The sequence below is a fragment of the Shewanella sp. BF02_Schw genome (assembly GCF_014596695.2).
In the GTDB taxonomy this organism is placed as follows: Bacteria; Pseudomonadota; Gammaproteobacteria; order Enterobacterales; family Shewanellaceae; genus Shewanella.
This window is the reverse complement of the sequence record NZ_JABKAW020000001.1, coordinates 617,342-639,573: the sequence shown is the minus strand read 5'-3', so window position 1 is coordinate 639,573 and position 22,232 is coordinate 617,342. Positions and strand designations below refer to the sequence as shown.

The window sequence follows — 22,232 nt, the reverse complement described above, 5'->3', positions numbered from 1 at the left end:
TTATTCTCCTGCTAGAAATGATTCTGCTGAATTAACCAAAAAACGCCCTTCTAATGCGCGGCGTCCCAATAACATTCTAAATTTCATGTGATCTCTATTGGTTAACGTCAGTTCGATGTCAAAAAGTTGATCACCGATTAAGATCGGCGTTTTTATCACGTAGCGTTTCGTTACATGACCACCAGAGTCACTAACATCTCGGCGATCAAATACATGAAATTCACATACGACTTCACGATCTGAACCTTGGTCAGGATGAAGCCAGACTCGAACCCATTTTTGGTTTTCTTTTTGAAACGGTTTTATTTTGAACGCATGTAAACAAGATGTTTTTGCGCCAGTATCCACTTTGATTTTGACTCTTTCGTTGCCAATATCAGGAAAAGTGCCCCATTCACGCCAACCCACAATACCGAGGGAATGTTCAGTCATGGTCAATCCTTTCTTGTAGAGGAATTATTCATTCCAAAGTGTTATCTTTCTATAAATTCAATATTTGAGCAGACGCCACAATTAAGTTTTTGATTGCACTGCTCAACGTATACGCTTTGTTAACCAAACGTTAACCGACAAAGTTTTTGTCAAAAATATAGCCTTCAAAACAATTTTAACACCAACACTTTATTTATATCAAACTAACATTAACAACATATCTAAAAAAAATTTCTATGTCAGTAAGTTACAACAACAACACGACCATACCTAAAGCGCCAAAAACTAACGTTTACCTTGTTTTTTAATACAAAAAATACAGAGTTAACATTTAAATGTTCAAATAACGTGCACAATATTAATGGCTTAAATCAACCCTAGCTATTTCACTCAGAGTAGACATTGTTTAACATGATAGCCAAATTATAACATTAATATCTGCATCGCTATTGTAAAAAAAAGGTACCGTCATGTTCAGTCAGCATAGTTTCGATTTTTTAAACAGTCTAGCAGTTAACAACGATAGAGAATGGTTTAAAGCCAACCAACAGCAATACGAAGATCAAGTGAGAACGCCAGCTTTACAGTTTATAGAAGCCATGCAAGGGCCTATTTTAGCGATGTCGCCACGATTCATCGCCGTGGCTAAAAAAGTTGGCGGCAGTCTAATGCGCCCACAACGCGACAGTCGCTTTAGCAAAGATAAAACGCCTTATAAAACCAATGTCGGCATTCAGTTTAAACACTTTCAAGCCAAAGATGTCCATGCTCCGGGGTTTTATGTTCACATCGCTAATGATGAATGCTTCATTGCCGCGGGTATTTGGCACCCAGAATCAAAAGATCTCAATGCCATTCGTCATTGTATTGATGAAAACCCTAATGCTTATCAAAAAGCATTAACTCAACTATCACAAGCAGGATTTGAATTAACGGGAGATAGTTTAATTAGACCTCCACGAGGATTTGATAAACATCACCCAATGATTGCCGAGCTCAGGCGAAAAGACTTTATTGCCATCAAACCAATTAGTTCAGAACAAGTATGTCAGGCTGATTTTGTTGAATTTTGTGCACAAGAATATCAACATACCCGCGCGCTAATGGCCTATCTATGTTTTGCATTAGATTTAGACTTTTAGTGAGAGTGAATCATAACATCATCATAGAAGCGTCGTTTCGACGACGTGAATAAGCGTATTTAACCTGAACTCGGGATAAGGAATGAACTTAGCTATTTAAAATCAGCATGTTAACCAAGCTCACTTTCAAGCTTGTCATTTGTTATGCTAGCAAGGCGAATTGACGCGTCAATAGCTAGCCTATAGTAAGTCGATTCAACACAGTTAGCAGGACAAAGGGCTGTTTGAAAGGCGTTTATTATCCCGAGCTCAGGTTATTTAACACAGAACGCGGGTGATAACCTTTGAGAATTATTTAATATTACAAGATTATCGCTAAGGTATGATGTCATTTTGACCAACATAGTTTTAGCTCATCATTTAGATAAGCCGTGTTAAACTAGCAAGAAATAGTCCCCTGTACAGCATCGGTTATGTGCTGTGCGGCAATATCAGGTCAATTCATGAGTCATAATATTCCCGCCATGTCTAACGCATCCACATCAGACGAGACACATGTGCAAGAAATAGCTGCGACGACACCAGCACAAAAGCGAGCCCTAAGTTACTCAACCACTATTGAGACACTGTTTAATCAGGTTATGAGTACCAACATGCCTGCCGATCGAATCATTGGCCAATATTTTCGTGAACATAAAAAACATGGGTCAAAAGATAGGCGAGTGATCCGCGAAAGTTTGTTTGGTCTATTTCGCTGGTGGGGCTGGTTAAAGCAATTAAATTCAAGCCAAAAACACACTACATGGTTTCAACAGCTAAGCACATGCGCGATGTTGGAACAACATGAATGGAATGACGTTGCTACTGCCTGGAATGACTTCGCAAGTTGGCCTCAAACCCGCCCGGACCAGGTTGAACTGATAAATAATGCTTCATTGAATGACAAATTAACCGCCTTTATTAATGTAAGTGGCATTGATACCTGTCAACTAACCCAGTTGTTACCACAATGGTTTTGGCAACTTTGCCCTATTGATGATGTTAATCAATATGCTGTTGTGAATGCAATGAGCAGTCGACCTCCGATCTGGGCTCGTGCACAAACATTATCAACAGAAAAAGTGATCGAATCTCTTCGACAAGCGGGCGTTGAAGCAAAAGCGAATAGTTACTTTTCTGATGCCATAAATTTAGGTAATAAAAGTATTAATCTAAATGAAATAAATGTTTATAAACAAGGTTATCTTGAAATCCAAGATTTAGCCTCGCAAGTAATTGGTCAAATTTGTCAACCAAGTAACCATGAAAAATGGTGGGATGCTTGTAGTGGTGCTGGCGGCAAAACACTGCAATTATATTCATTAATGTTGCAGCAAGGCTCTGCCTTAACGGGCAGTATTATTGCATCTGATATTCGAACTAAACCGTTGGAAGAGCTACGCAAGCGTGCCAAACGTGCAGGTTTTGATAATATTAGTGTTGCACCTTGGAAAGGCGACGTATTGCCTGTAGATGCGAATACCTTTGACGGAGTGTTAGTCGATGCACCCTGTAGCTGCACAGGTACTTGGCGTAGAAATCCAGATATGCGATGGCTTGATGATGCCAGTGCAGTAACAGATAAACCGATGCTACAACTAGCCATTTTACGACGTAGCGCAGTGGCTGTAAAAGTAGGCGGTAAATTGGTTTATGCTACGTGCTCTTTATCACCTAGTGAAAATGAACAAATTGTAAAAGACTTTTTATCAGAAACAGCCGAGTTTGAACTTGAACCGGTCATCCATCCTTTTACTGGGCAACCGTGTAATATGCTGACAATTTGGCCTCAGCAAGCTAACAGTGATGGCATGTTTGTCGCAAAAATGCGCCGCAAATAGTACGCCTAGCCGTAAGAGAATTAAAATTTCCCACTAAAAAGCCATCAAGTCGATGGCTTTTATTATTGCGAGCTAATGGTTAACGGGCTATTTTCGATGTAGGCGTAATATTAATTCAGCTTCTGCTTTAGGTAACTCACACTCTTGCATTAACTCTTCAATACCGGCCCCCAAACCCACCATTTTTACTGCCCTAGAATATAATTTGGCTTGAGGGTCTTGCTGGCTAGCTTCTTCCAGCATATCAAATTGCTTGGAGAGTTTTTTCTCTAATTCGACAACACGCCTTCCTACACCAATAGTACCACTGCGCAATTCGTGTAGTTCACGTTTAACAGCTTCCCGCTGACGGTCGCTTTCTTTTACTAGCACTGTTAGGGCATTAACTTTAGTTTTTAATTTACTCGACTGTTTTTGTAAGTAAAGTACCAAACCAAGACATGCAATAACGTACACTAAAGCTGCAATTAGAAATTCATCACCCATTAACATACCTTTGTTGCTTCAACCAAAAAAACAAAATTAAAGCCAAAACAAAAAGCCAACAGTAATTCGGTTGGCTTTTTTCATCAGATTACGATTAAATTTGTGTTAACTCTACCCACTCATCATCAGATAATAATTTATCCAAGTCGACTAGAATCAATAATTCGTTATCGCGGTTGCTCACGCCTTGAATATATTTAGCGCTTTCTTCAGTGCCCACATTCGGCGCGTTATCAATTTCTGAGCGACGTAAATAAACCACTTCAGCGACACTATCAACTAAAATCCCGATCACTTGTTTTTCAGCTTCAATAATAACCACTCGAGTAGAATCATCCAGTTCGGCTGATGGCAAACCAAAACGTGAACGAGTATCGATAACCGTTACCACGTTTCCGCGTAAGTTAATAATACCTAACACATAATCTGGTGCACCTGGTACAGGAGCAATTTCGGTGTAACGTAATATTTCTTGAACTTGCATTACGTTAATACCGTAGGTTTCATTATCTAGCTTAAATATAACCCATTGTAATACTAAATCGTCTTTAGCTGCAGTAGCCGCTGCTACACTTCTAGAATTGCTCATAGTTAACCTCGGTCAATCGAATCCTGACAACCTAAACCTGCATCAAGCATTTTGATTAATGCTTGAACATGTAAAATGCCACACATTTGTTGTTTTACTACCCCAGCAAGCCAAGGACGCTTACCCGGTTTCTCACGCCAATTGACGTGTGATTTATCTATTTTAACGGCGTTAACTAACGATTCGCACGTTAATCCCCACTGACTATCTTCAAGCATGACAAGATATTGATAATTTACTGTCTGTGCTAATTCTGGAGTATATTTTTCAGGCATCACCCACGCGCACGTATCAACCACATTTATTTTAGTATCTCGGTGGGTTTGCACCCCTTTAAACCAAGATGGCCTACCGATAAGATGGCTTATCTTCTCTATTTTTATAATCCCACCCAAACTCACCAATGGCACAGCGAGTGTTAACCCTGCTACATTGAAGAATAACACCTGAAATTCATCTTCAAGTAACTCTTGCAAATCATGAGTAATACTGGGCGGTTGGTGCCCAACCTGAGTCTGTGGCGCATTGTGCTCTTGCGTCGGCGAATTCTCTACCAACTGTTCATGCTTAATAATAGCGTCTTTTATATCAGCATGTGAACTTTCGTTATTGTTTATATCGACTAACGGCTTGATTTCTTTATTCGTTAATTCTGTTTGTTGTATTTTTGCACGACTAATGCCAACTTCAGGCTCAATATGAGTGATAGCCTGACGAACTCGTTCTGCACTGGCTTTAATCTGTTGCGTTAAATCGGTTTCTACTCTGGGTTTAGACACAGCAGATAATAATTTTTCAAGTGCCTGTTTATCGACACTGGTAGTTGGCTCTGCATATTGCCTAGCAATGACAGGAGAGGCTTTAGATGATGTTAGTTGTGAATAATGTGCCGATAACGTCATTTCAGCCGACATACGAGTCGGTTTGTCATCGTTAATAATGGACACTTTATCGGTGATGTCATTAACGGAATTAACAGAAAGACTTGGTTTTACCTCAAGGCTTTGCTCAGTAATCGGTTTAGGCGATTCCTGTAATAAAAGACTGAAATAATCAAAAACAGTTTCATCAACCGATTTTGACATGAGTAAACTCCTGAGAAAATAAAAAATCCAGCAAACGATTATATGCTTTTACACCTCGGCTACTGGCTGAATAATGTGATGCGGGTAAATGAGCCAAACTTGCATCTCTAAATTTTGTATCTACAGGTATTACATCATTGGGCCACAGTGTTGAAGCATATTTATCCTGCAAAAATTGTAACGCTATTGGGGACGCTTTAGTGCGCTTGTCATACATTGTAGGTAATACGGTATAGCTATAACGGGTTTTCTTAGAACGCCCCATTATTTCCATGGTTTTCACCATACGTTCGAGTCCTTTTATCGCCAAAAACTCAGTCTGAACAGGAATAATAATGTGATGACTTGCTGCTAATGCATTAACCATTAACACCCCTAATACTGGCGGACAATCGATAATAGCAACATCATATTTATCTTCAAGCAATGCCAATAAGTTACGTAACACCAATCCCATTCCTTCTTGATGACCTAGTGACCTATCAAGTGTCGCTAACGCCATATTAGCCGGAATGATATCAAGCCCTTCAATTTGAGTTGGAAGCACATTTTGTAAAATAAACTCTTGGGTCAGTGTTTGATGATTCAAAAAAACATCATAAAGCGAGCAAGGCACTTCGTCTGAATCAATACCTAAGTAATAGCCCAATGAAGCATGAGGATCGGTATCGATTATCAACACTCGTTGGCCACGTTTAACCAATGCTCCGGCTAAACTGACTACTGTGGTGGTTTTACCTACCCCACCTTTTTGGTTAGCTACCGTCCATACTTTCAAAGAAGCCTCTCAACTCATTATAATGATATTGTTATGGTAAATTGACTACTGCTTGTGTTGTTTATCATCGCGGGTTGTTACACGGATGCCACCATTAGGTAAACGGATCACTTTAACCCCCTGAGCATCTTCAGACACTATGACTTCTTGATCATTTTGTTCAGCAGAAACATCAGTATCGTGCTCAACCTTATCAATATCAGTAAGCGGTGCATCATCTAAAGAACCCGGACCAAACAGCACACTTTGTGCTTGTTTTTTTCCTGCTGACGCTATGATTGCTTGAGTTTGTTCAGGATGTTGAGTTAACCAATTAGCAATATTAGCGGCCTGATCATCGGGTACCATCAATAACACTTGAGACGCCGTTAATCGTGCTACATCCTGCTCTAATAACGTCACTTTTTGATCAGCGTCAATATACAAACCCGCTAATACTACTATGGCAATAAAGGACAAAAAAAATCCCAGTTTTTGCTTCGTCTGCAATGAGTATTCTGGCTTAGCCACGACTAGACTCTTTTAAAATAGCTTCAGCCATATTATCTAATGAAATAGAGTGAGTTGCGATACCGGTTGATGCTACAGCTTGAGGCATACCATATACCACGCAGCTTGCTTCATCCTGCGCCCAAATAGTGGCACCGACAGACTTTAACATTCTGGCACCTTCTCTACCGTCTGCGCCCATTCCCGTTAATACAACCGCTAAAACATCACCGCCAAAAGCTTTGGATGCTGATGCAAAAGTAATATCAACACACGGCTTATAGTTCATTTCTTGGGTTCCGGAAATGACTTTAAGTCTTCCAGAAATACCGCTTCGCTCAATCATGAGCTGCATGCCTCCGGGCGCCAAATAGGCACAACCAGGGCGCATGGCATCACCATTTTCAGCTTCTTTTACCTCAATTTTACACAAGGTATTTAAACGAGCTGCAAAGGCTGGAGTAAACGCCGCAGGCATATGCTGTATCAACACTATGGGATGAGGATAATTTGCAGGAAATGCAGTTAATACTTTCTGTAATGCTACTGGCCCACCGGTTGAAGTCCCGATGAGTAACAATTTATATTGCTTACCACTGGCCCGAATAGACGATATTGAAGACGTTGTCGGATTAGCGCTCTGACGATCTGCTAAGGTTGTGGATAAACTGGAACGAGTCGCTACAGGCGTTGTTGTGGAAGCTAAACGGCTGCTTAGCGGACGACGAGGCGTGTTGATATCTGGAGCCGCAATCGTTGAACGACGAGATTCTGGTAATGAAGTAGGTGTTAACGAACTTGGCCGATATATCCTACGTCGACCTAATGCTTTAATTCGTTGCTGTAACAAAAGAATCGCATCGTCTTTATTGGTTGCTATATCTTCAAAACGTTTTGGCAAAAAATCTAGTGCACCGGCTTCTAACGCATCAAGTGTCGCTTTAGCACCATCATGAGTTAACGATGAAAACATTAAAATGGGAGTAGGATTATTAGCCATAATTTCACGGACAGCAGTTATACCGTCCATCACAGGCATTTCAATATCCATCGTAATGACTTGAGGCTTTAACTTTGCAGCCATATCAACAGCTTCTTTGCCATTAACAGCAACGGCAACGACTTCGAGATCAGGATCTTGATTGACAATCTCACTGACTCGACGTCGAAAAAAGCTAGAATCATCTACAACTAGTACTTTTATGGCCATTTAATTCCTTAAATAATGGAACTTTTATTTTTATTTTATTTTTTTGCTTTTAGCGTAATGTTTTAGCAGTCCTGGCACATCTAAAATCAGTGCAATACCACCATCGGATGTAATTGTCGCACCCGCCATACCTGGAGTACCTTGTAACATACTGCCAAGCGGTTTAATGACCACTTCTTCTTGTCCAATCAATGCATCTACAACAAAACCAATTTGCATAGTGCCAAGCTGAACAATAACCACATGACCATGCTTCTTATCACCATGTTTAAATGTTGATTTTTTACTGTGCAGCCAATGTTCTAGGTAAAATAATGGCACGGCCTTATTACGGAAAATCACCGTCAATTGACCATCGACTATATTGGTTTTTGTTAAATCTAAATTAAAGATTTCATTCACGCTTGATAATGGTAGTGCAAAAACTTGATTAGACACATCAACCATCAATGTTGGCATAATAGCCAAAGTTAATGGCACTTTAATTTCGAGAACAGTACCCTTACCTTTCATTGAGTCAATATAAACAGTACCGTTAAGTTGGTTGATGCGGGTTTTCACCACATCCATGCCCACTCCACGGCCTGAAATATCTGAAATTTCAACTTTGGTTGAAAACCCTGGGGCAAAAATCAAATTGTAAGCTTCGTTATCGGTCATTCTCGAGGCGGTATCTTCATCAAGCACACCACGACTTATCGCAATTTGTTTTAGCTTCTCAGGGTCCATTCCCGCGCCATCATCCTCAATTTTAAGCAGGATGTGGTCACCTTCTTGGCTAGCCGATAAGGTAATGGTACCGGTTCGAGATTTACCGCTAGCTTCACGAGTTATCGGCATTTCGATACCGTGATCGACTGAGTTTCGAACCAAGTGGACTAAAGGATCGGCTAACGCTTCAACTAAGTTTTTATCAAGATCGGTTTCTTCACCAATCATGATTAAATCAATTTCTTTATTTAAGGTACGGGCTAAATCACGGACAACACGCGGGAAACGACCAAAAACTTTCTTAATCGGTTGCATGCGGGTTTTCATCACCGCACCTTGTAAATCAGCCGTAACCAAATCCAGGTTTGCTAGCGCTTTGGACATTTCCTCGTCTTCACGATTAATGCCTAAACTAACCAATCGGTTACGCACTAACACTAACTCACCAACCATATTCATGATTTGATCTAAACGAGCAGTATCAACACGAACCGTTGTTTCACCTTGTGGGACAGACGCCGCTTTAGCAGGTGTTTTGTCTTTTACAGGTTCAACCTTTGGAGCAACTACAGGGACTGATGTCGCTACTGGTTTAACAACAGGAGCTGGGCTAACTTTTGCTGCTTGCACAGGAGCAACGGCATTAGTAGGTTGAGCTGGCGGAGGCGTTTGCGATTTAGCAACTGGCGCAGTACCTTTTCCGTGTAATTCATCTAAAAGACGTTCAAATTCATCGTCAGTTATTTCATCAGAATCAACAAGGGGTTCAACAATAGGCGTTGCAGCAGGCTTAGTTGGAGCTGCAGGTTTGGTTTTAGCTTCAAATGAACCTGAGCCATGTAATTCATCTAATAATGCTTCAAACTCATCATCAGTGATTTCATCGCTACTACTTGCGGCAGGCTTTGAATCAATATTGGCTTTTTTTACTTCAGAAGGTTTAGTTGCAACAGGACTTTTACCCGGACCATGTAAGGCATCAAGCAACGCCTCAAATTCTGACTCATCAATGTCATCAATACTACCAGTGTCAGATACTTCCGCTGAGGGAATGCTAATATCTTCGACATATTCAGGATCACTGAATTCAACAATATTTTCAATTGGTTCTGGCTCATCTGCCGACATTTCTGAAGGTAATGGCGCTCCTGAACTTAATAATTTGAGTTTAGCAAGTAATGCAGAATCAGCAGGGTCTTGTGATTCTCCCTGTTGAGTTTGAGCAAACATGGAATTAATCGCGTCGACCGCTTGCAAAATAATATCCATTAATTCTGCATTTACGCCACGTTTACCGGTGCGTAATAAATCGAACGTGTTTTCAGCTTCATGACACACGTCAACCATCGGTTTTAGACTTAAAAAACCAGCCCCACCTTTAACAGTATGGAATCCACGGAAAATAGCATTGAGTAAATCACTGTCATCAGGATTATTTTCAAGAGCAACTAGCTGCTCCTGTAGAAGCTCTAAAATCTCGCCAGCTTCAATTAAAAAGTCCTGGAGTATCTCTTCATCAACATCAAAAGACATTAAATTGACTCCTAATTAGAAACCCAGACTTGATAGCAGATCGTCTACTTCATCTTGACCTGTCACCACATCTTCACGCAGTTCAGCATGCATGATGGGACCTTCTGCTTCTATTTTATTTTCGTTTATAGTTGGCAATGATTCGGTAGTATGATCTCCGAATACCGTTAGCATTGAGACCAGATTACTTTCTACTTCACGAACTAAATCAATCACTCGACGGATCATTTGCCCCGTCAAATCTTGGAAGTCTTGCGCCATCAAAATTTCATTTAATAACTCGCGAAGACGATTAGAATCATTTTCACTATGTAACATAAACTGCTGAACATCATGACAAAGTGACTTAAACTCACCCATTTCTATGTCACGACGCATCAATTTATCCCACATTGGCGTCACTGATTGTATATTGCTAATGATGGTATCGGCCAAAGGTAGACATTCTTCAACTGCATCCATGGTTTTATTTGCAGCTTGTTCTGTCATGTCGATAACATAGTTCAATCTTTCTTTAGCATCTGGTATTTCGGTATTGGCTAATTCAGATAAACGGTTATCAACTTGAAAATCTTTTAGTGCACTATGGAGTTGTCGAGTTAGTTTACCGACTTCTTCAAAAAGCTCACGCTGCAATGGCGTTGCAAGCTCTCTGATCATTTCATCGGCTTTATCTTGTTGACCCAAGCTAAGCAATTCAACAAGTTCTTGGGCCTGTTCGAGAGTGATTAACCCCGATATTGATGCCTGCATGACTTATCCTTGCTTATGCGAGTCGTTCAAAGATTTTGTCTAACTTTTCTTTTAACGTAGCTGCGGTAAAAGGTTTTACGACATAACCATTTACACCGGCTTGCGCTGCAGCAATAATCTGTTCACGCTTAGCTTCTGCAGTTACCATTAGCACAGGTAAATGCTTTAACGAATCATCTGCACGGATTGCTCTAAGTAAATCAATACCTTGCATTCCAGGCATATTCCAGTCTGTTACCACAAAATCAAAATCGCCTTTTTGCAACATAGGTAGGGCTGTTGAGCCATCATCTGCTTCTTGGGTATTATTAAATCCCAAATCTCGCAACAAGTTCTTAATGATACGCCTCATTGTTGAAAAATCGTCAACAATAAGAATCTTCATATTCTTGTCCAAGGTTTCCTCCGGTGAGCTGACACTCGTTTGCTCTAGATAAGTTATTATTCTTGTGTCCAATGCTTGAGTTTCGCTTTTAATCTGAGCATTGCCTGACTTAATATCTGGCTTACTCGCGATTCGCTAACTTCAAGGATGGCACCGATTTCTTTTAAATTTAATGCTTCGTCGTAATACAACGACAACACTAATGCATCTCTTTCTGGCAATGTCTTAATTGCTTCAACCAATGCAGATTGGAATTGAATTTCAGCAAGCGAGTCAAAGGTTTCATCTGGCGTTTCGTTGTCTGTGATTAACACATCTTGCGACACACCAAGGTCTTCTATGCCTATGATTTTACCAACAGAAACATCATTTAAGATATGATGGTATTCATCGAGAGACATATCAAGTTTTTCAGCAATTTCTGTATCATTGGCATCTCTTCCAAGCAGTTGCCCCAATTCATCAATTGCATGTGCTACTAGACGATTATTACGATGAACTGAGCGCGGAACCCAGTCACCACGTCGAATTTCATCTATCATTGCACCACGAATTCTGATGCCTGCAAAGGTTTCAAACTTAGCCCCTTTACTGTTATCAAATTTAGATGAGGCCTCAAGTAACCCCATCATCCCAGCTTGTAATAAATCATCAAGTTGCACCGATGCTGGTAATCTTGCCAGCATATGATGAGCAATTCTTTTTACCAACGGTGCATACTGTTCAACAATAGACGTTTTGTTATCGAACTGAGTATACGCGGCGGCTTTATTCACTCGTTCTTCCTTCTTGTATCGGCTTACGTTGTACAAGACGTTCAACAAAAAACTCTAAATGACCACCTGGCTGTTGTGGAACTGGCCAAGTCATAATTTTATTGGCTAATCCATGATAAGCAATAGCTGAAGGCGACTTAGGATACGCTTCAACAACTAACTTTTGCTTACGAACAGCTTTACGTAAATTTTCATCGAATGGTATTGTTGCCACTAATTCTAAAGCAACATCTAAAAATCTATCCGTCACTTTACTGAGTTTAGCAAATAATTCCATACCTTCTCGTAAACTACGTACCATATTTGCCACAATTTTGAAGTGGAACACACCATGTTCACGACTTAAAATTTTAATCAGCGCATAAGCATCAGTAATTGATGTTGGTTCGTCGCAAACGACTATCAATACATCCTGTGATGCACGAGAAAAACTCAGCACCATGTCTGATATACCAGCAGCAGTATCCACAATTAAAATATCGAACTGAGTTCGCATTTCACTAAATGCACGGATAAGTCCAGCATGTTGTGCTGGCGACAACTCAACCATCGCTTGAGAACCCGATGTGGCAGGAACAATACCAATACCTTTAGGTCCACGGACAATGATGTCATCTAATTCGGCATCTCCGGACAAAACATGAGATAAATTTTTCTCAGCACGTATCCCAAGCATGACATCGACGTTGGCTAAACCTAAATCGGCATCAAGCACTAATACGCGTTTGCCTTTTTCAGCTAGTGCTACCGCAGTATTAATTGACACACTGGTTTTACCCACTCCGCCTTTACCACCGGATACGGCAATTACTTTAACTTTATCGTTATTTGGTTGATTCATCATACGTAAACCACTTGCTTGATCCCGAGTCATATCTTTACTCAAATGCATAGGCTGTGTCATTAGACCACACTGTGTCTTGTGACGATTGTTGTTCTGTTTCATTTAACGCCGCGAGAGCCTTTTTAGCCAACTCTAACGTATCTGCTACTTTCATGTCCTCAGGAACACGTTGACCGTCAGTAACATAGCTTAATGGTAACTCATTTTGAATCAATACGCTCAATGCACCTGCAATTGATATCGATTCATCTAACTTTGTTAAAATCGCACCCGCTAATGGAATTCGTTTAAAATGTTCTACAGCATCTTGTAACACACGACGTTGACCAGTTGCAGATAAGACTAAGTAGCTCCGAATTGGGATCCTACTATTTGCTGTTAAATTATCCAGTTGCTGATATAAGCGCATATCTCGCTGTCCCATACCTGCGGTATCAATTAATACTAACTTACGATTTCTAAATTGATATAAAATTTGTTCTAATTCGGTTAAATCATGTGCTTGCTTAACCGGACAGCCCATTATTTTGCCATAAGTCGCTAATTGCTCATAGGCACCAATACGATAATGGTCGGTGGTAATCAATGCTACCTGCTCTGGGCCATGATGGGCGGCAAAGCGAGCGGCTATTTTAGCTAAAGAAGTTGTCTTACCTACACCGGTTGGACCAACAAACGCCACAACACCACCACGTTTAACTATATCGTCGCCTTGATTGTCGAGTAAATTGGCTAAACTTTGTGGTAATGCTCTCACTAAATCGGCTGGGGTGTAGTGTTGACTTAGCCCCGCTAGTTTAGCAGCAACGGCTGGAGAAAACTCTGCTGCAATCAATTTACTTTCTAGCATTGCGCCAACAGGATCGGTACGCTTTTTTTGATCTTTCATCAACGATGAAACTTGATGGGTCAATAAGTTACGCAATGAAGCCATTTCTTCGCGCAGAGCATCCATATCAGCAGATTGATTTTTATTGGTTTTTTTAGCTTGCTCTGGTGCCGCTTGCGATTGAAAAGTTGATGCTGGTTTAGCAGACTTTGCCCCTTGTAATTGGCGGGCCCATTCTGGTAAATCCGGTTCATCTTGGCTGACAGACATTTGTTGTGTCATGCGATTATGTTGTTTTTGAAGTAAGGCTTGTAAAGAGTCGGCCTCAGGAGGTGGGTTCACCTTTGATTGAGCTTTCATCACAGGCTTAGCGCCTAATGACACCCTATCGTCACTAACATCCATAAAACCGGTAGTCGGCGCTTGTGATGCGATGGCGGCTTTAGGTTCATCATAATCTACAGCAGCGACAATTTCGATTCCGCCAGTGACTTTTTTATTTGACATAATGACAGCGTCAGAACCTAAGGTTTCTTTTACTTGAGCCAATGCAGCGCGCATATCTTTGGCAAAAAATCGTTTAATTTTCACTTATGCACCTCTATAAACTGACGTTATCACTATTGGCCTACTGCAGAAACAATTCTAATTTGTTTCTCGTCCGGGATTTCCTGATATGAAATCACTCGTAAATTTGGAATAGTGTATTTAACAAATCTTGACAGCGTTGACCTAAGCATACCCGATGTCAATAAAATGGCTGGCTGCCCTACCATTTCTTGCTTCTGTGCAGCATCTAACAATGACTGCTGCATACGCTCTGCAAGACCAGGTTCAATATTAGGTCCTTCACCGCCAGTCGCCTGCATAGACTTATGCAACATCTGTTCCAACTCTGGCGCCAATGTTATGACAGGAATTTCGAGTTCTGGTCCAGAGATTTCTTGTACGATCATACGTTTTAACGCTATACGCACTGCTGCCGTTAATACTTCAGTGTCATTGCTCTTAGTACCGTACTCTAATAGTGTCTGCACTATGGTGCGTAAATCTCGTACCGATACCCCTTCGTTAAGTAAGTTCTGCATCACTTTAACAACTGATCCCAGAGGCATGACATCTGGTACAAAACCATCCACTAATTTAGGAGAGTTCTTAGCAAGCATATCCATTAACTGCTGGACTTCTTCGTAACCTAATAACTTAGCAGCATTATTACTCAGTAACTGGCTTATGTGAGTCGCTACAACCGTTGCAGTATCAACGACGGTATAACCTAAAGTTTGTGCATGTTCACGTTGCTCTGGCGCTATCCAAACTGCCTCTAAACCAAAAGCTGGGTCGCGAGTTTCAATACCGTCTAGTTTACCGTAAACTTGGCCAGGATTAATGGCTAATTCACAATCATGCCTAACTTCAGCCTCACCCACTACGACACCCATTAACGAAATTCGATACGCATTGGGTGATAAGTCTAGATTGTCACGAATATGCACCGCTGGCACTAAAAAACCTAATTCTTGTGACAGTTTTTTACGTACGCCTTTGATCCTGCCTAATAATTCACCACCTTGAGACTTATCAACCAGAGGAATTAAGCGATATCCGACTTCAAGACCAATAGTATCAACATGGCGCACATCGTCCCAGCTTAAATCTTTAGGTTCTTTATCCTTGCTCTCAACTGGTCCTTTAGTTGCTAACGTTAGTGCAGCTTGCTTTTTGTCAACGTTACGCTTGTAAATAAAGTACGCAGCACCAGCGGTAATAAATGCAAATGTCAAAAACGCAACATGAGGCATACCAGGCACAATACCCATAATAAAGAGTAACCCAGCAGCAATGGCTAATGATTTATGACTGTCAAACATCTGACTGAACATCATTTGGCCCATATCGCCAGACTCGTTTTGACGCGTCACCATCAAGGCCGCGGCAATAGACAGTAATAAACCGGGAATTTGCGCAACTAAACCATCACCGATGGTCAGTAAGGTATAAATTTCAACCGCGCTAGAAAAGTCTAATCCATGCTGGATCATACCAATCACAAATCCACCAATCATATTGATGACTAGGATCATGATCCCTGCAATGGCATCACCTTTAACAAACTTTGAAGCACCGTCCATCGCACCGTAGAAATCGGCTTCACGAGTTACTTCAGCACGGCGGATCCGCGCTTGGTCTTGGGTTAATGTGCCAGCATTTAAATCAGCATCAATGGCCATTTGCTTACCCGGCATTGCATCTAAGGTAAAACGAGCACTCACCTCAGCAATACGCCCCGCACCTTTAGTTACCACTGCAAAGTTAATGATAATAAGGATAATAAACACCACTAAACCAACGGCATAATTGCCGCCAATAACCACAGAACCAAAAGCCTCAATGACTTTACCCGCAGCGGCACCACCATTATGACCTTCAAGCAATACAATACGGGTAGAGGCGACGTTTAGAGCGAGTCTTAGTAACGTTGCAATTAATAATACGGTAGGGAAAGCAGCAAAATCGAGTGGTCTGTCAGCATAAATAGCAACTAAGAGTACAACTAAAGCCAACGCAATATTGAATGAAAACAGAATATCTAGCAAAAAAGCAGGAATAGGTAAAACCACCATTCCTAACGCAGCAAGTACTAATAAAGGCGTTCCGATCCCTTTAAAAGTAGATACTTTCATTTGTTTCATTTGGCCAAAAGCTGCTTTTGCATCCATATTAAGATGAACCCTTTATGTCAGATCACGGCGTCAATGGACTGTTATTTGACGCGAATAAACATACAAAGCAAAAATTAAGCCATAAATATTACCTATCTAAAATAGATTAATTATTAGTGCTTTAAATCATCTGGTATGGGTTGTTTAAGCGGGATAGGTTTTGGCCTACGACCTTTACCTTTTTGATATTGCCTAAGCTGGAATACATAAGCCAAGACCTGCGCAACAGCAGTAAATAAGCCTTCTGGCACTTGTTGATCCACTTTAGTCGTGTGGTAAATAGCACGAGCCAACGGCGGGGCCGATACAATAGCAACGTTATGCTCTCGAGCTATTTCACGTATTCTAAAGGCTACGTCATCGACACCTTTAGCGATTAGAAAAGGGGCTGATGATCGGCTTACATCGTATTTAACTGCCACTGCATAATGTTCGGGGTTAACCACAATAACATCCGCATTAGGCACCTCGGTCATCATGCGTCGTTGTGCCATCTCCTGCTGCATTTGTCTTATGCGGCCTTTAACCTCAGGTTTGCCTTCAGTATCTTTATACTCGTCTTTGACTTCCTGCTTGGTCATTTTTAACTGTTTATTGTGATTCCAAATTTGAAATGGCACATCAATAATAACGATTAATAACATCGAGCTGCAAAGTAAGATGAACATCCAAATAAGTAAATCTAGAGCATGGTATACATTACCCGGCAGATGATCACTGGACAGAGTCAAAATATCGTAGAAATAAAATTTTAGTAAAAAATAAGCCGATAACGCTACCACTGAAAACTTTGCAATACCTTTAGTAAGCTCAACCAATGCCTGGGTGCCAAACATACGCTTAAAGCCGTTCATGGGGTTTAACTTACTGCCTTTAGGCATAAACGCTTTGACTGAAAAAGACATGCCACCTAGCACAATATTGCCTAGGAAAGAAACAAACGCCAACAAAGCAATAAAGCTAATTAATGGCCCTGCGAGCTCATTACCGACGACCCCCCACACACGGAACATGGAGTTAGTATCAAAAATCTGATCGCGCTCCATGGAAAATATCTGCTCCATAATGGTATAGAGGCTTTTGGCAATAGCAGGACCTGTCATCGAAAAACCAACAGATGCAGCAAGCAGTACCGCTGCGGTACCTAACTCTTTAGAGCGAGCGACTTGACCTTTTTCTCGAGCTTGTTCAAGTCGCTTGGATGTGGGTTCTTCTGTGCGTTCTTGACCGCTGTCACTTTCTGCCATATGTGCCCCTTAAAATACCACTGAGCCATTAAGTTGACATTGAAGTTGCAAAACGTCACACATAAGTAACTGCGCAGCCATCCACACTTCATCAAAATGCGCCATGATAGGTGCTAACGTTAACCACAAAATCAACAAACCACTAACCATAGTGACCGGGAAACCAATAGAGAAAATATTCAACTGAGGCGAGGCGCGAGTCATTACACCAAAGGATAAATTGATTAATAACAACGCCACAATAGCCGAAATCGACATTGTTAATGCCGAACCAAACATAAAGCTACCCCAATCAGCAAGCGCACGATAATTAGCGAGTGATATACCTTGATTTGAAATAGGAATAGTTTCAAAACTGGCCACCAACATCCGTATCATTAACAAATGGCCATCAACAGCTAAAAAGATAAGTGTTGCTAATAATAGGAAAAAGTTACTCACAACAGGCGTTTGCTCACCAGAACCGGGGTCGACCATGGAGGCAAAACCTAAACTGGTTTGCATACCAATTATTTGCCCTGTTAATACAAATGTTTGCATCACCATTAAGGTTACAAATCCCATGGTGACGCCAATTAAAATTTGCTGAACAATGACAAAAACTGAACTCAATGCCAGTAGCTCGACATTTTCAATAGGGGGTAAAATAGGCGCAACGGCCATCGTTATCGCCACGGATAACATCAATCGAACTCGAGCAGGAGTCGTATTGGCGCCAAATACCGCCATCACCATGAGCATGGATGAAATACGGAAAAACGGCAAAAGATATGCGGCAATTGTTTGACTGATTTCATCAAACAAAATATCCATGGCTTAACCTATAACCTGTGGGATGAGATTAACCATCTCAAAGAAAAAATCCATCATGGTTTGTACTAGCCAATGGCCTAAAAACATCAACGCGAATAACGTCACCAATAAACGTGGTAAAAAGCTTAAGGTTTGTTCGTTAATGGATGTCGCGGCCTGAAATACCGCCACAATTAAACCGATGAATAAGCCTGGTAAAATAATCGCTGACACAATCAGTACGATAACTGACAGTGCTTCTCGAAAGATATCAATGAGCGATTCTGGAGACATAAATACGCGGCCTTATATTCCGAAACTATTCGCTAATGTGCCCATCACTAAGCCCCAACCATCGACGAGTACAAACAACATAATTTTAAATGGCAGTGACACAATCATCGGTGACAACATCATCATACCCATGGCCATTAGAATACTGGCGACGACCAAATCGAGTACTAAAAAAGGCACAAACAGCATAAAGCCAATTTGGAACGCCGTTTTAAGTTCACTGGTAATAAACGCTGGGATCACCACGCTCATTGGTGCTTGCTCAGGAGATTGAATGTCTTTGTAACCAGAAATTTCAATAAATGTTTGTAAGTCTGTGGTACGCACTTGCGATAGCATAAATGTTTTAATGGGTTCTTTACCAACATCATAAGCTTGCGTTAAGGTCATGGTTTCATTGATATAAGGCTCTACAGCTTCAGCATAAATCTTATCAAAAACCGGTGCCATAATAAAAAACGTCATGAACAAACTGATGCCGATCAATACCTGATTCGAGGGTGTTTGTTGTAAACCCAAAGCTTGTCTTAATATCGATAGCACCACAATGATGCGGGTAAATGAAGTGAGCATTATCACCATTGCAGGAATAAAACTCATTGCTGTCATCAGCAATAAAATCTGCATTGTTACCGAATATTCAGTTGTTCCGTCTGCAGCTGTTGTAACCGTTAACGCAGGTAACACCCCATCTTGAGCCAGTGCTGAAGGCGATAAAACCATTGCCACTAGCGCCATCATCGCCAATACCAATGCTGTTGTGTACTTATTCATTATTGCTGTTCCTTGGCTTGTTTTAGACGGCTAGCAAACGAAGAAATGGGAACGTCGACGGGGGTGGCTAACTTATCAATCAAATTAATCTGTTGCGAGGTTACACCAAGTAGATATTGCTGGCCATTGACCTCCACCAATACCACTTTTTCACGTTGACCGATGGGAGTTACTGCAATCGTTTTAATCACACCGCCATTAGATGTTACTAACTTAAGACGTTTTACAATATAAGCTAACAAAAAAATAAGCGCTAATACGACAATTAATCCACCAACCATGTTGGCTAATGTTGCCACATTAGACACTTCAGCGGGATGAGCAGAGGTATTTTTAGCCAGAGTACTAGACACTTCAGGGACGCTTAACGCCTCACTCATAATGCTCAGCATTAGTATCATATTCGCCACTGCTATTCCTTGTTTGTGCAACCAACTTAGCAAAGCTCAACACACGCCAATCTTTGCTATATTATTGTTTATTATATTTTTTAGTTATTTAAGTTTTTTGATACGTTCTGTTTGGCTAATAACATCCGTTAAGCGGATACCAAATTTGTCATTCACTACCACAACTTCACCATGAGCAATCAGGGTTCCATTAACCATAACGTCTAAAGGCTCACCGGCTACACGATCAAGTTCGACCACCGAACCTTGGTTGAGCTGGAGTAAATTACGGATGCTAATAAAACTGCGACCCACTTCCATTGAAATCGTTACCGGAATATCTAGAATGCCGTCTAACTTGGCAGCTTCTTCTTTCGTGATAGGTCTGGAATCATCGACTAATTCATCAAGCTCAACGTGTTCAGCTTCTTCTAAAGCTTGTTCTGCCATTGCTGCGGCCCAGTCATCGCCTGTATCTTCTGTGCTCATTCTACTTCACCTTATAAATCTGAAATATCACGCGACTTGCCTTTGCGAGTCACTAATTGCATCTCTGTTTTAACCGTTTCTGGCCGCGGAATTTTCTCACTGATTTTTAATGCTAAATTATCGCGCGATTTACCCATTTTACAACGATAAGTCGGTAAACCTTCAATTCGCATCATAATGTGTTCAGGTAAATCTATCGGGATAATATCCCCAGCTTTAAACCCCATCACATCACGTAATGTCACTTCATGTTCAACAACATTGACATCAAAACCGACCTGCACGTCCATGATTTCATCACGTAATGCTTGCGACCAGCGCATATCAGTATCTTGTTTATCACTTTGAACACCGGCATCGAGTAATTCACGAATGGGCTCAATCATCGAATACGGCATGGTAATGTGGAAATCACCACCGCCGCCATCAACTTCGATATGGAACGAATTAATCACGACCACTTCTGTCGGGCTGACAATATTCGCCATTGCAGGATTCACTTCAGAGTCGAGGTACTCAAACTCCACATCCATTACTGGTGCCCATGCTTCTTTATAATCTTCAAAAATAATTTTAAGCAACAACTGTACAATACGGCGTTCTGTTGGTGTAAATTCACGGCCTTCAATTTTGGCATGAAAACGACCATCACCACCAAAGAAATTGTCTACCAGAATAAAGACTAAACGTGCTTCCATGGTGATTAATGCAGTGCCTTTAAGTGGACTGAAACGCACCATATTTAAACTGGTTGGCACAAATAAAGTATGTACATACTCGCCAAACTTCAGCATTTGTACGCCATTGATCGACACTTCAGCTGCGCGACGCATCATGTTAAACATACTGATGCGTAAATGCCGTGCAAATCGCTCATTTACGATTTCAAGCGTGGGCATACGGCCACGCACAATTCGATCTTGAGAAGAGAAATCATAAGAACGCGCATCAGCGCTGTCCTCTTCTATCTCATCATCATCAACATCATCAACACCATGCAAAAGCGCATCAATTTCATCTTGGCTTAATAAATCACTCACATCATCGCCTTAGCAGTTAATGCTTTTGGTTATTGCATTACAAAACCAGTAAACAGGACTTTTTCAACAACTTTCTTACCTGTTATTGGTTGCAGCGTATTTTGAACATTGAGTAAGGCTAACTGACGCAGCTCATCTTTACCGGCTTGGGTACTGAGTTTTTGTACGTCAGCTGCACTAAAAGTAGTTAGTAATGCATCTTCAATTAATGGAATATGTTTTTGTGTAAGCACACTATCATCTTCACCGCGCACCATTAATTGAACTTTTATTTCAACTAATCTAGCTCGATCGACACCTGGTAAATTAAATAGGAAAGGCCTAGGCATGCCAACGTAATCAGCTTGAGCATTATTGACCGGTGCAACAGCTTCTGTAGCGTCATCAGCGTTTACAGCAATAGGGGCTGGCTCATCCGTCCCCATGAAAAACCACAATCCGCCTCCAATCAGTAAAGCCAACACTAAACCAATACCACCAAAGATGAGCAGCTTATTACTTTTTTTACCGCCTTCAGCGGGTTCGTTTAATTCTAATTCTTGTTCAGGCATTCTGGTTCCTAATCAACATTGTGATTAATATTGAAACTTAGCTAAGTAGTCAGCTTTTATTGAAAAGTCAT

24 protein-coding genes are annotated in these 22,232 nt (G+C 41.0%); 2 read left to right on the top strand and 22 right to left on the bottom strand.

The features are described from left to right. Positions 1–432 carry a RimK/LysX family protein gene (locus HNW13_RS03020; protein WP_011636685.1) on the bottom strand — a complete coding sequence of 144 codons (432 nt, stop codon included), beginning with the start codon at positions 430–432 and terminating at the stop codon, positions 1–3. A 470-nt stretch (positions 433–902) separates the two neighbouring features. Between HNW13_RS03020 and HNW13_RS03015 the strand changes: the two genes are divergently transcribed. Beyond that, positions 903–1,574: a DUF2461 domain-containing protein gene (locus HNW13_RS03015; protein ID WP_192115330.1), complete on the top strand. Its 672-nt coding sequence runs from the start codon at positions 903–905 to the stop codon at positions 1,572–1,574. Positions 1,575–2,017: 443 nt separating this feature from the next. After that, a complete protein-coding gene (locus HNW13_RS03010) occupies positions 2,018–3,394 on the top strand; it encodes an RsmB/NOP family class I SAM-dependent RNA methyltransferase (RefSeq protein ID WP_192115331.1) in 1,377 nt (458 codons plus the stop codon). Between the two features lie 87 nt (positions 3,395–3,481). Here HNW13_RS03010 and HNW13_RS03005 read toward each other — a convergent pair whose 3' ends face one another. The 21 genes from HNW13_RS03005 to fliL all read right to left on the bottom strand — a co-directional run bounded on the left by HNW13_RS03005 (position 3,482) and on the right by fliL (position 22,161). Beyond that, positions 3,482–3,880, bottom strand: a complete 399-nt coding sequence (locus HNW13_RS03005) for a DUF2802 domain-containing protein (protein WP_059747932.1) — start codon at positions 3,878–3,880, stop codon at positions 3,482–3,484. A gap of 94 nt (positions 3,881–3,974) precedes the next feature. Beyond that, positions 3,975–4,469 (bottom strand): chemotaxis protein CheW, encoded by a 495-nt coding sequence (locus tag HNW13_RS03000; protein WP_011636681.1) that lies wholly within the window; start codon positions 4,467–4,469, stop codon positions 3,975–3,977. Positions 4,470–4,471: 2 nt separating this feature from the next. Then, positions 4,472–5,554, bottom strand: a complete 1,083-nt coding sequence (locus HNW13_RS02995) for a chemotaxis protein CheW (RefSeq protein ID WP_101085372.1) — start codon at positions 5,552–5,554, stop codon at positions 4,472–4,474. Continuing rightward, positions 5,538–6,332 carry a ParA family protein gene (locus HNW13_RS02990; protein WP_192115332.1) on the bottom strand — a complete coding sequence of 265 codons (795 nt, stop codon included), beginning with the start codon at positions 6,330–6,332 and terminating at the stop codon, positions 5,538–5,540. The genes HNW13_RS02995 and HNW13_RS02990 overlap by 17 nt, the downstream gene beginning before the upstream one ends. A 45-nt stretch (positions 6,333–6,377) precedes the next feature. Then, positions 6,378–6,842: a membrane anchored protein in chemotaxis locus gene (locus tag HNW13_RS02985; RefSeq protein WP_162022670.1), complete on the bottom strand. Its 465-nt coding sequence runs from the start codon at positions 6,840–6,842 to the stop codon at positions 6,378–6,380. After that, positions 6,835–8,031: a chemotaxis response regulator protein-glutamate methylesterase gene (locus HNW13_RS02980; protein WP_182743866.1), complete on the bottom strand. Its 1,197-nt coding sequence runs from the start codon at positions 8,029–8,031 to the stop codon at positions 6,835–6,837. Before HNW13_RS02980 ends, HNW13_RS02985 begins: the two co-directional genes overlap by 8 nt. A 30-nt stretch (positions 8,032–8,061) precedes the next feature. Further along, a complete protein-coding gene (locus HNW13_RS02975) occupies positions 8,062–10,275 on the bottom strand; it encodes a chemotaxis protein CheA (RefSeq protein ID WP_192115333.1) in 2,214 nt (737 codons plus the stop codon). A 15-nt stretch (positions 10,276–10,290) separates the two neighbouring features. Then, positions 10,291–11,028 carry a protein phosphatase CheZ gene (locus HNW13_RS02970; RefSeq protein WP_192115334.1) on the bottom strand — a complete coding sequence of 246 codons (738 nt, stop codon included), beginning with the start codon at positions 11,026–11,028 and terminating at the stop codon, positions 10,291–10,293. A 13-nt stretch (positions 11,029–11,041) separates the two neighbouring features. Next, the gene (gene cheY / locus HNW13_RS02965) at positions 11,042–11,425 is read right to left on the bottom strand and encodes a chemotaxis response regulator CheY (protein WP_011919599.1); all 384 of its coding nucleotides are present in this window, start codon (positions 11,423–11,425) and stop codon (positions 11,042–11,044) included. Positions 11,426–11,469: 44 nt separating this feature from the next. Next, positions 11,470–12,189, bottom strand: coding sequence for an RNA polymerase sigma factor FliA (locus HNW13_RS02960; protein WP_101085378.1), 720 nt, complete (start codon positions 12,187–12,189; stop codon positions 11,470–11,472). Then, positions 12,182–13,063, bottom strand: a complete 882-nt coding sequence (locus HNW13_RS02955) for a MinD/ParA family protein (protein ID WP_011636672.1) — start codon at positions 13,061–13,063, stop codon at positions 12,182–12,184. Before HNW13_RS02955 ends, HNW13_RS02960 begins: the two co-directional genes overlap by 8 nt. 4 nt (positions 13,064–13,067) lie before the next feature. Next, entirely contained in the window at positions 13,068–14,453 is a 1,386-nt protein-coding gene (flhF, locus tag HNW13_RS02950) for a flagellar biosynthesis protein FlhF (RefSeq protein ID WP_162022667.1), read from the bottom strand. Between the two features lie 29 nt (positions 14,454–14,482). Continuing rightward, on the bottom strand, positions 14,483–16,582 hold the full coding sequence (flhA, locus tag HNW13_RS02945) for a flagellar biosynthesis protein FlhA (protein WP_011636670.1): 2,100 nt from the start codon (positions 16,580–16,582) through the stop codon (positions 14,483–14,485). Between the two features lie 116 nt (positions 16,583–16,698). After that, positions 16,699–17,832 (bottom strand): flagellar biosynthesis protein FlhB, encoded by a 1,134-nt coding sequence (gene flhB / locus HNW13_RS02940; protein WP_101085380.1) that lies wholly within the window; start codon positions 17,830–17,832, stop codon positions 16,699–16,701. A gap of 9 nt (positions 17,833–17,841) precedes the next feature. After that, entirely contained in the window at positions 17,842–18,645 is an 804-nt protein-coding gene (gene fliR, locus HNW13_RS02935) for a flagellar biosynthetic protein FliR (protein WP_101085381.1), read from the bottom strand. A gap of 3 nt (positions 18,646–18,648) precedes the next feature. Beyond that, entirely contained in the window at positions 18,649–18,918 is a 270-nt protein-coding gene (fliQ, locus tag HNW13_RS02930; RefSeq protein WP_011636667.1) for a flagellar biosynthesis protein FliQ, read from the bottom strand. Positions 18,919–18,930: 12 nt separating this feature from the next. Next, complete coding sequence (gene fliP, locus HNW13_RS02925) at positions 18,931–19,692, bottom strand: flagellar type III secretion system pore protein FliP (protein WP_162022664.1); 762 nt, start codon at positions 19,690–19,692, stop codon at positions 18,931–18,933. Beyond that, complete coding sequence (gene fliO, locus HNW13_RS02920; protein ID WP_243756213.1) at positions 19,692–20,072, bottom strand: flagellar biosynthetic protein FliO; 381 nt, start codon at positions 20,070–20,072, stop codon at positions 19,692–19,694. Before fliO ends, fliP begins: the two co-directional genes overlap by 1 nt. 114 nt (positions 20,073–20,186) lie before the next feature. Beyond that, positions 20,187–20,570, bottom strand: coding sequence for a flagellar motor switch protein FliN (gene fliN, locus HNW13_RS02915; RefSeq protein ID WP_011636664.1), 384 nt, complete (start codon positions 20,568–20,570; stop codon positions 20,187–20,189). Between the two features lie 11 nt (positions 20,571–20,581). After that, a complete protein-coding gene (fliM, locus tag HNW13_RS02910; RefSeq protein ID WP_011636663.1) occupies positions 20,582–21,610 on the bottom strand; it encodes a flagellar motor switch protein FliM in 1,029 nt (342 codons plus the stop codon). 29 nt (positions 21,611–21,639) lie between these two features. Next, a complete protein-coding gene (gene fliL / locus HNW13_RS02905; RefSeq protein ID WP_192115335.1) occupies positions 21,640–22,161 on the bottom strand; it encodes a flagellar basal body-associated protein FliL in 522 nt (173 codons plus the stop codon). Between the last annotated feature and the right edge of the window lie 71 nt (positions 22,162–22,232).

Bases quoted from the DNA above. Each gene is read 5' to 3' on its own strand.
- HNW13_RS03020 (WP_011636685.1), bottom strand. From the start codon at position 432: ATGACTGAACATTCCCTCGGTATTGTGGGTTGGCGTGAATGGGGCACT.
- HNW13_RS03015 (WP_192115330.1), top strand. From the start codon at position 903: ATGTTCAGTCAGCATAGTTTCGATTTTTTAAACAGTCTAGCAGTTAAC.
- HNW13_RS03010 (WP_192115331.1), top strand. From the start codon at position 2,018: ATGAGTCATAATATTCCCGCCATGTCTAACGCATCCACATCAGACGAG.
- HNW13_RS03005 (WP_059747932.1), bottom strand. From the start codon at position 3,880: ATGGGTGATGAATTTCTAATTGCAGCTTTAGTGTACGTTATTGCATGT.
- HNW13_RS03000 (WP_011636681.1), bottom strand. From the start codon at position 4,469: ATGAGCAATTCTAGAAGTGTAGCAGCGGCTACTGCAGCTAAAGACGAT.
- HNW13_RS02995 (WP_101085372.1), bottom strand. From the start codon at position 5,554: ATGTCAAAATCGGTTGATGAAACTGTTTTTGATTATTTCAGTCTTTTA.
- HNW13_RS02980 (WP_182743866.1), bottom strand. From the start codon at position 8,031: ATGGCCATAAAAGTACTAGTTGTAGATGATTCTAGCTTTTTTCGACGT.
- HNW13_RS02975 (WP_192115333.1), bottom strand. From the start codon at position 10,275: ATGTCTTTTGATGTTGATGAAGAGATACTCCAGGACTTTTTAATTGAA.
- HNW13_RS02970 (WP_192115334.1), bottom strand. From the start codon at position 11,028: ATGCAGGCATCAATATCGGGGTTAATCACTCTCGAACAGGCCCAAGAA.
- HNW13_RS02955 (WP_011636672.1), bottom strand. From the start codon at position 13,063: ATGACTCGGGATCAAGCAAGTGGTTTACGTATGATGAATCAACCAAAT.
- flhA (WP_011636670.1), bottom strand. From the start codon at position 16,582: ATGGATGCAAAAGCAGCTTTTGGCCAAATGAAACAAATGAAAGTATCT.
- flhB (WP_101085380.1), bottom strand. From the start codon at position 17,832: ATGGCAGAAAGTGACAGCGGTCAAGAACGCACAGAAGAACCCACATCC.
- fliR (WP_101085381.1), bottom strand. From the start codon at position 18,645: ATGGATATTTTGTTTGATGAAATCAGTCAAACAATTGCCGCATATCTT.
- fliQ (WP_011636667.1), bottom strand. From the start codon at position 18,918: ATGTCTCCAGAATCGCTCATTGATATCTTTCGAGAAGCACTGTCAGTT.
- fliP (WP_162022664.1), bottom strand. From the start codon at position 19,692: ATGAATAAGTACACAACAGCATTGGTATTGGCGATGATGGCGCTAGTG.
- fliO (WP_243756213.1), bottom strand. From the start codon at position 20,072: ATGAGTGAGGCGTTAAGCGTCCCTGAAGTGTCTAGTACTCTGGCTAAA.
- fliN (WP_011636664.1), bottom strand. From the start codon at position 20,570: ATGAGCACAGAAGATACAGGCGATGACTGGGCCGCAGCAATGGCAGAA.
- fliL (WP_192115335.1), bottom strand. From the start codon at position 22,161: ATGCCTGAACAAGAATTAGAATTAAACGAACCCGCTGAAGGCGGTAAA.